At 64.8% G+C, this 13,521-nt stretch carries 12 protein-coding genes and 1 riboswitch (1 of these 13 running past the window's edge); of the genes, 4 read left to right on the top strand and 8 right to left on the bottom strand.

Features of this window, described 5'->3' with window-relative positions; genetic code table 11:
* Nucleotides 1-135: 135 nt before the first annotated feature.
* Both ACZ5Y5_RS17985 and ACZ5Y5_RS17980 read right to left on the bottom strand, forming a co-directional pair.
* Complete coding sequence (locus ACZ5Y5_RS17985; RefSeq protein WP_464810785.1) at nucleotides 136-441, bottom strand: hypothetical protein; 306 nt, start codon at nucleotides 439-441, stop codon at nucleotides 136-138.
* A 13-nt stretch (nucleotides 442-454) separates the two neighbouring features.
* Nucleotides 455-958, bottom strand: coding sequence for a hypothetical protein (locus ACZ5Y5_RS17980; RefSeq protein ID WP_464810784.1), 504 nt, complete (start codon nucleotides 956-958; stop codon nucleotides 455-457).
* 193 nt (nucleotides 959-1,151) lie between these two features.
* On the opposite strand from ACZ5Y5_RS17980, the gene ACZ5Y5_RS17975 reads away from it, so the two are divergent.
* Complete coding sequence (locus tag ACZ5Y5_RS17975; RefSeq protein ID WP_464810783.1) at nucleotides 1,152-1,541, top strand: nuclear transport factor 2 family protein; 390 nt, start codon at nucleotides 1,152-1,154, stop codon at nucleotides 1,539-1,541.
* 36 nt (nucleotides 1,542-1,577) lie between these two features.
* Here ACZ5Y5_RS17975 and htpG read toward each other — a convergent pair whose 3' ends face one another.
* Complete coding sequence (gene htpG, locus ACZ5Y5_RS17970) at nucleotides 1,578-3,458, bottom strand: molecular chaperone HtpG (RefSeq protein WP_464810782.1); 1,881 nt, start codon at nucleotides 3,456-3,458, stop codon at nucleotides 1,578-1,580.
* 148 nt (nucleotides 3,459-3,606) lie between these two features.
* Between htpG and ACZ5Y5_RS17965 the strand changes: the two genes are divergently transcribed.
* On the top strand, nucleotides 3,607-4,116 hold the full coding sequence (locus tag ACZ5Y5_RS17965; RefSeq protein WP_464810781.1) for a cupin: 510 nt from the start codon (nucleotides 3,607-3,609) through the stop codon (nucleotides 4,114-4,116).
* Between the two features lie 217 nt (nucleotides 4,117-4,333).
* Here the strand turns inward: ACZ5Y5_RS17965 and ACZ5Y5_RS17960 are convergent, their stop codons facing one another.
* Nucleotides 4,334-5,935, bottom strand: a complete 1,602-nt coding sequence (locus ACZ5Y5_RS17960; RefSeq protein WP_464810780.1) for a ShlB/FhaC/HecB family hemolysin secretion/activation protein — start codon at nucleotides 5,933-5,935, stop codon at nucleotides 4,334-4,336.
* A 66-nt stretch (nucleotides 5,936-6,001) separates the two neighbouring features.
* A complete protein-coding gene (locus ACZ5Y5_RS17955; RefSeq protein WP_464810779.1) occupies nucleotides 6,002-7,189 on the bottom strand; it encodes a hypothetical protein in 1,188 nt (395 codons plus the stop codon).
* Nucleotides 7,190-7,338: 149 nt separating this feature from the next.
* A riboswitch (cyclic di-GMP riboswitch) is annotated at nucleotides 7,339-7,416 on the bottom strand.
* Nucleotides 7,417-7,646: 230 nt separating this feature from the next.
* Between ACZ5Y5_RS17955 and ACZ5Y5_RS17950 the strand changes: the two genes are divergently transcribed.
* Nucleotides 7,647-8,573, top strand: a complete 927-nt coding sequence (locus ACZ5Y5_RS17950) for a hypothetical protein (RefSeq protein ID WP_464810778.1) — start codon at nucleotides 7,647-7,649, stop codon at nucleotides 8,571-8,573.
* A gap of 481 nt (nucleotides 8,574-9,054) precedes the next feature.
* Here the strand turns inward: ACZ5Y5_RS17950 and ACZ5Y5_RS17945 are convergent, their stop codons facing one another.
* The 3 genes from ACZ5Y5_RS17945 to ACZ5Y5_RS17935 all read right to left on the bottom strand — a co-directional run bounded on the left by ACZ5Y5_RS17945 (nucleotide 9,055) and on the right by ACZ5Y5_RS17935 (nucleotide 12,987).
* Entirely contained in the window at nucleotides 9,055-10,266 is a 1,212-nt protein-coding gene (locus ACZ5Y5_RS17945) for a replication initiator protein A (RefSeq protein ID WP_464810777.1), read from the bottom strand.
* A gap of 202 nt (nucleotides 10,267-10,468) precedes the next feature.
* On the bottom strand, nucleotides 10,469-11,569 hold the full coding sequence (locus ACZ5Y5_RS17940; RefSeq protein ID WP_464810776.1) for a ParB/RepB/Spo0J family partition protein: 1,101 nt from the start codon (nucleotides 11,567-11,569) through the stop codon (nucleotides 10,469-10,471).
* A gap of 221 nt (nucleotides 11,570-11,790) precedes the next feature.
* On the bottom strand, nucleotides 11,791-12,987 hold the full coding sequence (locus tag ACZ5Y5_RS17935; protein ID WP_464810775.1) for an AAA family ATPase: 1,197 nt from the start codon (nucleotides 12,985-12,987) through the stop codon (nucleotides 11,791-11,793).
* Nucleotides 12,988-13,171: 184 nt separating this feature from the next.
* Here ACZ5Y5_RS17935 and ACZ5Y5_RS17930 point away from each other — a divergent pair, with 184 nt between their 5' ends.
* Nucleotides 13,172-13,521: the beginning of an aldo/keto reductase gene (locus tag ACZ5Y5_RS17930; protein ID WP_464810774.1), read on the top strand. 661 nt of this gene lie beyond the right edge of the window; only the first 350 of its 1,011 coding nucleotides appear in the window; its start codon is at nucleotides 13,172-13,174; its stop codon lies off the right edge, out of view.

Genomic DNA, 13,521 nt, shown 5'->3' with positions numbered 1-13,521 from the left:
TCCCTTCAGCGCGGCCGCCACCTTATCGATCAAGATCGGAAAATCCACCGCCTGTCATGACCCCGAAACGCGCCGCGCGCTGCTCATGCGCACAACGCAGCGGCGCCGGGACGGTTTCATCCTTGTAGAAGGGGATCAGCGGCCGGGCGGATCGTGGGGAGCTGGAGCGGTCACCGGCCGCAGGCTTTCGCGGTCCTCAGGCGGGACGGGCGCCGTGGGATCGGGACGGTAGTGATCCTCCGCCCGGACGGTGCCGTCGGGATGGCTGTCGCCCAGCAGATCGGCGGGCACGTGGCCGGTCGAAGTCGCGGAGCCGCCTGCTGCCTGCGGGCGAAATTGCGTGCTGCTGCGGCTTGGCGAATATGTGTCTGCGCGCGAACGGTCGAGCAGCTTCTTGGCGAGGAAACCGGCTCCGGCGAGAAGGGCGAGCTTGCGGATCATGATGATAGTCCTGTCAATGATGGGTCACTTCGGGCGCGCGGATGAAGGGCATGTCGTCCGGCTCAATCGTGGTGGGGTGGCGTTCTCGGTGATGAGCGGAACGGGACCACTCGCCCTTGCCCGATGATCTGGCTCCCCGCCTTGCCGGAAAGGCGCTGCCGGTACTCTTGTCGAGGGTGCGGGCGACGAGCGCATCGACGATCGTTGCTCCCGCGACGAAGGCGATGGCGCCCCAGACGGCGCGATGGCGGGGAGCCTTGCGGGCGGCGAGGCCGAGCGCGGCCAGATCGAGCGCGTCGCCCGCTACGCGGTTCCAGACGAGGGTCGAATGGGCGGGGGCGACGAGCAATCCCGCGCCGGCCAGCATCTCGCGCGCGCCGAAGGCTTTCAACGTGGCTCGGCCGACGCGGTGGTCGGTGCCGAGGGCGCGGGCGATGCGGCGGGTGGCGGCGATTTCGGCCACTCCCAGGGCGATTGAGAATAGACCTAGGCCAAGGCTGACACGCCGGGCATCCATGATCCGCCTCCTATGCTGTGTTTGTGGGACCTAACGGGTTTGGCGAGGCTGCGTTCCCGGCGGCAGGAAAGGTCCGGCGAAATGATGCGAAAGGGCGGCGGCCGGTTTTTCCATGAAGGAAGTGGCGAGTTAAACTTGCCTGGAAAAAGCAGGTGCGCATATCCGGTCAAATAGGATCAAATAGGATATGCCCGTGGACCCAACCGCCGACCTCGCCATCCGCCTGCGCCGCGCCGCGTTCAACAAGGCGCTGGCAGAGGGCGAGCTGACCGCCATCGGGCCGCTGTTGATGCGGGACGCGATCCTGGTGACGGGCAGCGACAGCGCGGTGATTTCCGGGCGCAAGGCGCAGTTGCTGGCGTGGCAGCGCGAGTTCGCCTCGGCGGAACGCACCATCTATACGCGGACGCCGACGAGCATCCTCCCCTCCCCCGTCGAGCCGATCGCGTTGGAGCAGGGAGAATGGACGGGGGTGGCGGCGGGATCGGGTTCGCCGGTCGCGTCGGGCGCCTACAGCGCGAAATGGCGCAATATCGGCGGCGACTGGGTAATCGAGGCGGAAATATTCGTGACGATGGCCTGATGGGCTGGCCCGGCGAACCGGGCCAGCCATCTTCGATCAGCCCAATGCCTTCGCCATCACCCGACCCAGCCGTTCAGCGAAGGCGCGCGGGTCGGCGGGGAGTTCGCCATCGGCGATGCGGGCTTCGTCCAGCAGCAGACGGGCCGCGTCCTCGCGCAGGGCGGAATCGTCCTGCAAGGCGCTGAGCTTCGCGATGAGGCCATGGCGCGGGTTGAGTTCCAGCACGGGTGCTGACGCCGTCCCACCGCGACCGGCGGCGGCGAGCAACTTTTCGAGCTGACGGTCCATGCCATGGTCCGCCGCGACGAGACAGACGGGGCTTTCGGTCAAACGCTCCGACACGCGGACGTCGGACACTTCATCCTTCAGCAGTTCCTTGGCGAAGTCGATGAAGCCGGTCACTTCTTCCGACGCGGCGGGCGCGGCCTCTTCCCCTTCGGCGAAGGGCACGAGGCTGAGGTCGGCAAGGCCCTGTGTCACCGACTTGAACGGCTTACCGTCATAATCGACGCCAGCGGTGGTCCAGAAGCTGTCCACCTGATCGGTGAGCAACAGCACTTCGATCCCACGCGCGCGGAAACCTTCGAGCTGGGGTGAGGAGGCAAGACGGTCGAGATCGGAGCCGGTGGCGTAGTAGATCGCCGTCTGGTTCTCCTTCATGGCCGCAGCATAGTCCTTCAGCGAGCTCCAGCCTTCGCCGGAGGCCGTGGATTTAAAGCGGGCGAGGCCGAGCAACTGATCGCGGCGGGCGAAGTCCTCATAGAGCCCTTCCTTCAGCACCGCGCCGAAATTGTCCCAGAATTTAAGATAGGCGTCGCCGTCATTGGCGGAGAGCTTTTCCAGTTCGGACAGGACGCGGTTGCTCACCCCCTTCTGGATCGCCGCGAGGACCGGGCTCTGCTGGATCATCTCACGCGAGACATTGAGCGGCAGGTCGCTGGAGTCGACAAGGCCGCGCACGAAGCGGAGGTAACGCGGCAGGATTTCCGCATCGTCGGTGATGAAGACGCGGCGGACATAGAGCTTCATGCGGCCAGTCCGGTCGGGATCGAACAGGTCGAACGGCTTCATTTCGGGAATGAAGGCGAGCACCGAATATTCGTGCAGCCCCTCCGCCCGGTAATGGAGCGTCAGCGCGGGCTGGTCGAACTGGCCCGCGACGCTGCGGTAGAAGTCGGTATAGTCCTCGGCGCTGATCTCGCTCTTGGGCTTGGTCCAGAGCGCTGCGCCGTCGGCGATCTGCTCGGCCTCCGCATCGGGCTTTTCCTTGAGGAAGATGGGCACGGGGACGTGGCCCGACTGATCCTTGATGATCCGCTGGGTCTGATAGCGTTCGGTGTAGGAGGCTGCGTCTTCCTTCAGGTGCAGGATCACGCGGGTGCCATGGTCAGGCGCCTGGGCCAGTTCGGCAGGCTGGACGGTGTAGGTGCCAAGGCCATCGGACGACCAGTGCGCGGCCTGATCCAAGCCCGCGCGGCGGGAGAAGACGTCCACGCGATCGGCGACCATGAAGGCGGAATAAAAGCCCACGCCGAACTGGCCGATGAGCTGCGTCCCTTCCGCTTCCTTGGCGGTGGCGATGCGGTCCATGAACGCCTTAGTGCCCGAACGCGCGATGGTGCCGAGCGCCTCGACCAGTTCAGCTTCGCTCATGCCGATGCCATTATCCTCGACAATGATCTGGCGCGCGTCAGGGTCCAGCGTGACCGTGATGCTGGGGCTGTCGCTGCCGGCCAGGGCGGGATCGCTGAGGCTCTCATAGCGCAGCTTTTCGCAGGCGTCGGCAGCGTTGGAGATGAGTTCGCGCAGGAACACATCCTTGTCGGAATAGACCGAATGCACCATCAGGTGCAGCAATTTGGCTACGTCCGCCTCAAAAGAACGGGTTTCCGGAGCAACGTCGGTCAGGTTCGTCATGGCGTAGGTTCAGCCCTCCTCGTGAATTTTGCCGCGCGACAGATGGCGTGGGCGGCCGCCGCTTTCAAGTTCGGGAAGAATAAGGGCTGGCCGATGGATCGACATGCGGCCTCCGGCGCTTTCACCCCGATTAACGAAGGAGGTATGGGTGCAGGTCGAAACCTATCTGCTGGCCGAACATGATTGGGTGCCCAATAATGGGCGATTGCCGGTCATCCTGTACCGGCGGGCGATCGCCCCGTCATCCTGCGAGGAGACGGCGAGCGCCTTTGAAGACGCCTTTGCCCGCCATGGCTGGCCCGCGCAGTGGCGCGACGGCATCTATGATTATCACCATTATCATTCGACCGCGCATGAGGTTCTGGGCATCGCCGCCGGATCGGCGCGGCTGATGATCGGCGGTCCGGGCGGACGCGAGGTGGAGGTGAGCGCGGGCGACGCGCTGCTGTTGCCCACTGGCACGGGCCATTGTTCGTTGGAGAGCAGCGAGGATTTCCTGGTCGTGGGTGGTTATCCGGACGGGCAGAAATGGGACATTTGCCGGGATGCGCCGGACCCTGTCGCGCGCGAGAGGATGGCCGCCCTGCCCTTCCCTGCTTCCGATCCGATTGCCGGGGTGGGTGGGACGCTGAATGAGCATTGGAAGGCGGCGCTTTAGGGTTGATTTGCCGACGTCATCCCAGCGGACGCTGGGATCTTTGAGTGGGAGAGCCGGGTCCTCGCAGGAGACCCCAGCTTCCGCTGGGGTGACGGGGAATTGCGGCGGAGTTCTCTGTCCGTCACCCCGGGCTTGACCCGGGGTCCCGCTGCCATGGCGCTGTCGGAGAAAAAGCGGGACCCCGGATCAAGTCCGGGGTGACGATAGGCACAACGCGTCACCTCCGGAACTTCACATGCCAGCCTATGTTGAAGCGCCAGCCTTTGTCCCCGCCATCATAAGCCTGGTCGATCACCTTTGCCCCTTCCAGGCTGAGCGAGGCGTGGGGATTATAGGCGAGCCGCACGCCGCCACCTGCCGAAGCCAGGTCATAGCTGGCGGCGGGCAGGCTGGCGCGCTGGAGGACGCGGATTTTGGCGCCATCGACGAAGCCATAGACTTCGCTGTCCTTGAGCTTGGCCGCTATATCCGGGCGCCAGGCGAGTTCCAGCGAGGCTGCTGCGCCACGGTCGCCGCTCAAGACAGCCGTGTCGAAGGCGCGGCCGAATTCCAGGCCGCCGATGGCGAAGCGCTCATTTCCCGACAGGCGGTCCGCGCTATATTGACCCGCGACGCGCACCCGGCCGACGAAGCGTTTGCCGAGCATGCGGTCATAGCCCATGCGGCCGGTGACTTTGGTGAAGACGGCGTCGGTGAAGCCGGGCGTTCCGCGCGCGTCCAGAATGTCGAGGCCGCGCCCGACGCCCAGCGATGCGCTCAACACGCTTTTCTTGCCGATCATCGAATAGCCCGCCGCGACGCGGGCCGCGCGGATATGATCGGATGACAGGACCGACCCCAGCAAGGCCGCATCGCTGTTGAGGCCGTCGAGACCGGCGCTGACGGTCAGGTTGCGCTTATAGCCGCGGATGATGGGGTAGCTGAGCGATGCGCCGAGGGTCCATGCTTCGCCCGTGATGGGGAAATTTTTGAGCCGGGTGTCGAGATGCGACGCGGCGATGCCCAGCGTCAGGCCGTCCGATCCGATCGGCGTCTGATGGCTGATCCCCGCATAGCGATAGCGTTTGAGGTCCGTGGCGGCGAGCAGCGTCACATCGGTGCGGTCGCCGTCGCGCAGCAGGCTGTAAAGCTGACCCGAGGCGCGCAGCTGGCCGGTGCCGAGCCCCGCCTGAGTCCGATTGTCGATGCCGACGCTGAAGTCGCTATATTTGCGCTGCGGCGTGACGGACAGCCGGACGCCTCCCGCCTTCGCGCCGCGGAGCAGGCTCACCTCCACCTTCGCGCCGGGAATGTCGCGCATGAGGGACAGATAACGTTCGAGGGCGCGGCGGGTCAGCGGTTTTTCCGCGCGCAACCGTTCGGCATAGGCGCGGATGAGCGGGCTCGCCCCATTCGGATATACGATGTCCTCGACAAAGCCCTCTGCCAGCAACAGCTTCACCCGGCCGGTGGACAGGTCCTGCTGGGGGATGGCGACGGTGTAAAGGGCGATGCCGCTCTTTGCGTAGGCGGCGGATATGGCCTGGGCGAGCGCGTTCAGATTTTCGGTCGAGGCGGGCTTGCCGAGATAGGTGCGGGCGGCGGCGGCCACAGGCTCTGGCGCTTGTACGCCGATGAAGTCGATACCCTGGATGATCGTCCCGGCGTCACCGGCCTGGACCGCGACGAGATTGCCGGTGGGCGGCGTGCTTTGCGGCTCGGCGGGCTCCGGAGGGGCCGGTTGCGTGGCCTGCTCGATCAACGGAGGCGCGAGAAGCGTGGGCGAGGATTGCGCGGCCAGCAGGAGCGGCGCAGCGGCGGAAAGAAGCGCAGCCGTCATCAGCGATGTCCCGGGGAGGAGAAGGAAAAGGGCCGGAGGCGCAGGATAGCGCCTCCGGATCATCGGTCAGGGAGCGGTGAGGCCAAGTCCGCCGGTCAGCGTGTTGAGCGTGCCCGACACGGTTCCGGTGACCGGCGCGAGGACGCCGCCGGGGGACGCGACTGCCCCTGCCCCGGCCCCCGCTGTCGTGCCGCCCGCCGTGGCGCCTGCGCCTGCGCCTGCGCCAACGCCAATCGGTGCGAGCGCGTCGCCCGCCACCTGCTGAACGGTGGAGGTGAGGCCGGAGGCGTTGGAGGTGACGCCATCGACCACCGATTGGACCGGCGCGAGCAGGCCCCCGGTGCCGCCAGTGCCGCTGGTGGGCAGGCCGCCGGGCAGGACATTGGCCTCGATCACGGCGGGGCTGCCGTTGCCGATCAGCTGATTGCCGCCCAGCGCCACATCGAGCAGGTTCGTCGCGATGCCGCCCGTGGGTGCACTGATGTTGGTGACCTGGACGCCGGCGACGCCGTTGACGGACGCCAGCACCGTATTGCCCGCGTTGAGGACGCCGACGCTCGCCACCGTGCCGACAGGCTGCGTGCTGCCGAGTGCGCCGACGCCGATCGCACCGGTCGTTCCGTCCAGGCCCTGGATCACCGTCCGGCCGCCGACATCGATGCTGACGAGATCGCCGACGACGCCCTGCGCGCCTTGCAGCAGCAGCGTGCGGCCTTCGCCCGCATCGACCAGCACCGTTCCTGTGTCGTTAAGGACGCGGGTGATGGTGCCGGTAACGGGCTGAAGCAGCGGGACGGCTGTGGCGACGGGGGTGGTGACGCTGCCCTGCCCGTCCGATACGCCCAGGACGGCGTTGCCTGCAGTGACGAGGACGGGGGAGACTTGCTGGAGCGCGGCGCCCAGGGTGCCGCCAGCGCCGGTTGAGCCCGAGCCTGTGCCGCCTGTGCCGCCTCCCCCGGTTCCAGTGCCGCCCCCTGTGCCACCGCCTGTGCCACCCGTACCACTACCACCGCCCGTACCGGACCCCGTGCCGCCATCAGTGCCGGTGCCGCCTCCGCCGCTGCCTGAACCCGTTCCGCCGCCGCCGGCGCTGCCGCCCGACCCTGCTCCGGGGGAGCCCGCGCCCACGCTCGAGAAGCGGGTGCCGCCGTTGCTTTCGCAGGCGCTGAGCAGCAGCAGGGCCGCGGAACAGGCGGTGAGGGTTAGAAATGCGCCGCGGCGCGATTTCCGTTCGCTGGAATGTCCGTCTTGCATTAGCCTTCTCCTATCTGGACCGGCGCATTTCTGCGGGGGCAGACGGCCACGCGAACGGGTCGAACAATCAGAAGGCGTGCAGGAACGCGGCCTACTATCTATTTATGGATGGCAACGGAAAACTGCACAAATCACCTGAACCTCGCTCCTTCGGTAGCCCCGCTACCTTGCAAACAAGGCCGGAGACTTTGCGTCCCGATGTCACCATCGGTTTGCCGTTTCGGGATCGATCCAAGTCCACAACACTCAAGTCGGCAGTTGGTTCTCCGCCTCGGCGAAAATTTGTCACTTTTATGGTTAATTTTCAGGGAGATGCCGCGACGGGCCTCTTGCCTGCCCTTCCCCGTGTCGCAGGCTGGACCGTTCAGGGGCGCAACGGCCCTCTGAGGCGCAGGAAAAAGTAGGTACAACCAACATGCTTCTTTAGTTGTATGGCATATGCCGCTAAAGCAGAGAAATGCTGGCTTTTTCATCATCGACCGAACAGGCATTGCTCTTGCTCGGGAGGCTTGACGGGCGGCTCGCCAACAGTGCTGCGGCGGACATCTGGCTGGCGCGAGCGCGGCTGAAAGGAGCGGCCATGCTAGCGACGGTCGCATCCGTGCCGATCGGGGTGAAGGATCTGCAGGACTGGATCTGCGGAAGGACATTGCCGCCGCGGCATAGCGAGGGGCTGAACGATCCGCTTTCGATCGCCGCACTCGTCCATTTCGCGCTGTCAGCGAGCGAAAGTCGCCGCGATCCGATCGCGCGCGCAACGCTGAACATATCGCGTCAGCTGCTGGACGACCGGAAGGAGGCAGAATTGTGGGCCCCGGAGGATCTGGTGCGCTTTGGCCCGGCCTGGCGGGCGGTGCAGGCGCTCGTGGAGGCCCCCTACCCTGCCGCTGGGCTGGCGGCGGTTGCAGAGCGGCTGATCGCGGCGAGGGACAGTCTGGCGGCCCCGGTGAGCGGTGGGCAGCTGCTGACGACGGCGGACGGGCGGCAGCTGCGTCTTGATCCACGCCGGTCGGACCTGGGCTGGGTCGTTGCGGCGCATGTTCCGGCGGCGCTGGAGGCTTCTGGGATGACGCTGCGGCGATTGCCCTCCTTTGTCGATCTGCCACGCTTTCCTGGGGCGGATGTGGAGACGCTGACGGAGAATTTGGCGGCGATGATTGGGCGGCAGGCGCAGACGGGCCTGGTGGAGCTGGACCGGCTTGAAGCGCGGCTGAAGAAGCTGCCGGAGGAATTGCAGGTAACGAAGAGAAGCAAGGCGCCGCTGTTGATGCGGCTTGGCCTGGCCTATCCGGGGCTTAGCAAGACGGCGGTCGCCCGGCTGCTCGGGATTTCGCACCAGGGCGCGACCAAATTGGTGGCGCAGGTCGAGCGGTTGGGAACATGAGTGGCAGACAGGCCGCTGCCTATTTGCCTTCATCCTCTCTTCCAAAAAGGAAGACCATCTCGGCCTAAGTTACAAGGTTTCTAAGGAAGTTAGAGAGTTACAGAGCTTTTTTGGGCCTAGAATCTGGCCGAAATGCGCGAGTCGGGGGAATGGGGCCGTTCCCGGAAGATCGTGTTTGCGTTCCTCTAGTGTCGGGTGTGGCGTTCCTGAAATGTCGGGAAAGCGTTCCTGAAGGTGCGTATGGCGTTCCTGGAATGTCGAAGGTCGCCTTCAGGGGCGTGCAGCGTGGGGATGGTTGAATCAGTTCTGCGGGTCGCCCTTGGAATGTCGTTCAAATGCTGTGGACAAAAGTGGCGAGATGCGGGCGTGGCTCTCTCAACCGTCAGGGTGCTTGCGAACCTACCGACACTTCGGGAACGGCAAGGTGGGAAAAGCAGCGCGATGCGGCCTTCGCGTGCAGAATGTCGCGGGAGAAGACCGGTCAGAGCCGGTGGCGGTTCTTTTCGTGGAAACGGCGCACGAAGCCGATGAAGGCTTTCTGATAATTGACCGGCGTGCGGCTCGGATCAGCGTCGATCCAGTTGCGGAAGTCCTGATGCAGCGATTGATAATCCCAGCCCGGACAGTCGGCGCGAAGCGTGGCAAGGGTCGCGTCCGTCAGTTCGCCAGCGCTCGCCTTGGTGGAGAGGCCGGTGACGGTGCGGCGGATGACGTCGCGCGCGTCGAACATGGGCTCGGCCTGCTCGACCGGGTTATCGAGGGTCAGGGTGGCTGCGCCCTGCGACCTCCCCGGATTAGCGGGCGCGCTGCTCCTCGCCGGAGCGGCTGATCTTCTGGTGCCTTGTTGCGGCGCTTCGGCAGGACGGCGGCGCATGCGGAGCGAAGGTTCGCGCTTGCCCTCGGCCTGTTCGAGCAGGAGGGTATAGCCAGGCAGCGGGTCCCGCTCGGCGATCTTTGCTATCTCGAACTTGAAGCGGCGATAGGCCCCTTCCGCACCGGACTTTTCGAACAGGGTGGGCATGGAGATGGCGAAACCGCCCTCCCCTGCCCCGCCGGCATGTTTGCGCGCGACCTTGTAGAGCCACCGCTCGCGGCCACCGGTCAAGTCGAAATAGGCGCGATCGATCGACAGGACACCGCCCTGCATCAGCACGCCTTCATAGAACCAGTTGGACAGTTCAATAGTCATGCCGCGCGAGCGTTCGGTGCGTTCATCGACCAGCTGGGTCCAGCCATCGAGCCAGCTGAAGGTGGCTTCGCGGCGGTTCTCGGCGCGGATATTGGTCTTGATGGTGGTGGAGACGAGCCGGTCGAGTGACTGGCCAAGCAGCTCATAGGCGCGGCCGGTGGTTGGACGGTGAATAGCGCGCAGCAAATCATAGGGCATGAGATGCAGCTTGCGCGGCACATCATTGACGCCGCGCCGGGCCATGTCGGCAAGGACCGAGGCGCAATAGATGAGAATATCCGCGTCCCAGATGGTGGCCATCCCATAATCGGGATTGGCCGAGACATGGACCCACGCCTTGCCGTCAGGAGACGTGTAGTCGATCGGCTTGACGCGTTTCGATTTGGCGAGGCTGAAGAACGGGCGCTCCATCATCTCGCGCTGGTCGCGCAACGGCATGTCCGCGATGTAGGGGAGGAACAGTTCGAACTGGTCGTTGATCTCTGCTCTACCGGCGCGGCTCATGGGCGGCCGCCAATCTGCGGCATGGAGCTTGCGTTGTTTCCCCGGGGAAACGGGGTGGGGAAGGGTAGGGGGATAAGTCGTACGCTCGGCTGTTTCCCTGGGGAAACAGCGAAGCTCGCTGCGATCGCGACCCACCGCTTAATCCCCTCCCGCAGGTGGGAAGAGCGATGGCTGGCTGAGTTGTGGTGCCCCCCCGAGCGCGTCACTGCTGCAGGCCCAATCCCTGGCGCTCCAGATGTTCAAGTGCATCGCGTAGCGCCTGGCCGAGCGTTTCCATGTCCGCGCCGGAGCCCGCATGGAAGCGGATGGTGACGCCCTGACGATTGGCCGACTGCACCGTAAGGGCAGGGCGGCCGTAGCGGGTGACCCAGGTGAAGGGCTCTTCCTTGGGCTGCGACACGGCAATGCGCGGAGCGTCTAGCAGCCGCTTGAGAATTTCGGCTGCCGGGATCGGCGGAGCGCCTGCGGCACGCCGTTCCCGTTGTGTCGTGGCAAGCCGGGCGGCTTCCGCTCCGATGGCGGGCGCTGCGTTGCTGTCATCCAGCGCCTGCGCCAGTGGGTATGCAGGCTTTAGCTGAACATCGCCGGGGGAAGGGAAGGCGTCGATAATGTCGTCAGGGATGCCCGCGACCTTGATCATCTTGCTGAGCCAGCCCTTGGAGAGCTTCAGCCGTTCGGCCATGCGGGTAAGGTGACTGCCATAGTGGGCGCCAAGCGCTTCGGCATAGTTGCGCGCGCGCTCCAGATCGGTGACGTCCTTACGCGCGCGGTTTTCGAGGTCCGCGAGGCGGAAGGCCGCTTCATCGTCCAGCTGGGCGACTTGCGCCACGAACATCATTTCAGGATAGCTGTGCGCGCGCAGCCAGCTGATCGAGAAATGGCGGCGCGTGCCGGCGATCACTTCATAGTCATGATCGGGATCGCCTTCGATCCGGCGCACGACGGCCGGGACCTTCTGGCCTCCCTCGGCAATGATCGAGTCGATCAGCTCGCGGCAATTTTCCTCGGTCAGATGCTGGTAGAGCCGGGCGTTGCCGCGCCAGATGCGGACCTTCGCCGGATCGAGCAGCAATTGCGTGACCTGACGAACTTCACCCGACGCGAGACGGGCGAGGGCAGTTTCGCGGCCGAGCAGCGTGGAACTGCGGATCCGATCGGGACGCGCGGGGACGGGAACCGGGGCAGGTGAGGGGGGTGTTTCCACCTCTGTGGCGGGCGCGCTTTCAGCCGCCGACGGGGCCGCTGGGGCCTCCGCCTCGTCCGACAGCAAGGCCGCCAGATAATCTGATTGCTTACGCGCCATGGGCTTGTCCTCCGATTCGCGGGGAACATATGGTGAACATATGCGTGTAGGACAGCGTTGATTTTGGTTCGCGCAGAGGCACAAAAGCGCAAAGGGGAAGCGCCTGCCGCATAGCCGCTCTTTTAACGCGAGCGGCGGCACTGGTCCGAAGCTCTGAGAGAGTTTCCCCTGCGGCGAAGTGCAAAATCTCTGCGCGTCTGCGCCTCTGCGCGAACAAAGCCTCAAGCCGCATTGACGATATCCTCTTCCCGCGCGGGGGCGACGCGGCCCCAGCCCTGGCGGACCAGCGCTTCGATCTGGCCCATGGCTTCGTCCAGATTGGCGCGGCAGCGCTTGTGCGTGCGGGGCGTGCCGATCGGCTTCTCCAGCTCATAGACCGTCATCATGCGCAGTGCCGCATGGCTGATTTCCGCGCTGTCGAGGATCGGGATGGGGAGGAGGGCAGGGCCGAAGCTCTGCTCCATGATCGCGCGGACCATCGAGTGGCTGGGATCATTGCTGTCGAATTTCGAACAGAGCAGCCGCACGAACTGATAATCGACCTCGATCCCGGCCGTCTGCAGCTGGTTGATGACCTGATCCATCATCGAGAGGAATTGGACGGTCGAGCAGAAGTCGGGCGTCGTGGCGGCGAGCGGCACCAGCAGCGCATTGGCCGCCTGCATCACCGCAAGGCTGATCGTGCCCAGCGCCGGCGGCGGGTCGAGCAGCACGACGTCATAATGACGCGCCAGATCCATGAGTCCCTGCTTCAGCTTGCGGAAGCGCGCGGCAAGCACGGAGCCCCCGTCGCTGCCTGCGGCCGCCAGCTCATATTCGACATCGAACAATTCGAGATTCGATGGGATCAGATCGACATTGGGCCAAGCGGTGTGCTTGACCGCATAGAGAAGGTCGACCTGCGTCGGATCGATCGACAGATAGGGATAGAGTGTCTCTTCCCGCTGAATGTTGAAATGCGGGTTGAAGCCGAACAGCGTGGTGGTGGTCGCCTGGCTATCGCAATCGACGACCAGCACGCGATAGCCCTGCACCGCGAAATAATGGGCGAGATGGGTAGTGACAGTGGATTTGCCGACGCCGCCCTTGAAATTCTGCACCGCGATGATCGCCGGGATGTCGAGCGGCGCGCGTTCGGGCGAAGCGCCCAGCACTTGGCGCATGTTCAGCAGTTCTTCGACCGTATAACCGGGGCGGCGGCCATTTTCGGTCGGCGGGGCGGGGGGCAGGCGACCGTCATCCTCCGCCATGCGAATCCGATTCGTGGAACAGCCGAGCAGATGCGCAGCTTCCGCTATGCCGAAGCGGACATTGAGTTCCTTGCGACTGTCGGGCAGAAAAGCCTTGCGCCGCAGCCTTTCGACCATCTTTTCGCCGGCTTCCGCCAGGTCGCCAATCTGGTCCACTACTGCGTTCATTTCCGTCCCCAAGCGGCAAGTTGAAGCTTATCCGGGGAGGGTATCGCAGAAATCCTTCAATTCCGCAATCTGCCTTGGAAAATGATGCGCTTACGGCATGTAGGAGGAGAATGGATATGGTTTGCGTCAAAAGCAAAGCTGCGGAATAACCCCGCGCCGGTCATCACCAACAAGGGACGTTCCCATGCCCCAGCTGCCCACCCGCCAAATCGGACCGTTCGAAGTGTCCGCCATCGGCCTTGGCTGCATGAATTTGAGCCATGGCTATCTGCCGCGCCCCGATGAGGCGCAGGCGGAGCGGCTGCTGCTGCATGCGCTCGATTCGGGCGTGACCTTCTTCGATACCGCCGCGATCTACGGATTCGGCCGCAATGAAGAGCTGTTGGGGCGCACTTTGATGCACCGGCGCGGCGAATTCACGCTGGCGAGTAAATGCGTGTTGGGAGAGATTGACGGCAAGCGGGGGCTCGACGGCTCCCCGCAAGCGATCGCGCGTACGCTGGAGGATGCGCTGCGGCGGCTGCGGGTGGAGCA

This window comes from Sphingobium sp. TomTYG65 (genome assembly GCF_055395525.1).
The sequence above is the reverse complement of the archived record's forward strand: the minus strand, read 5'-3'. Positions and strand labels throughout refer to the sequence as shown.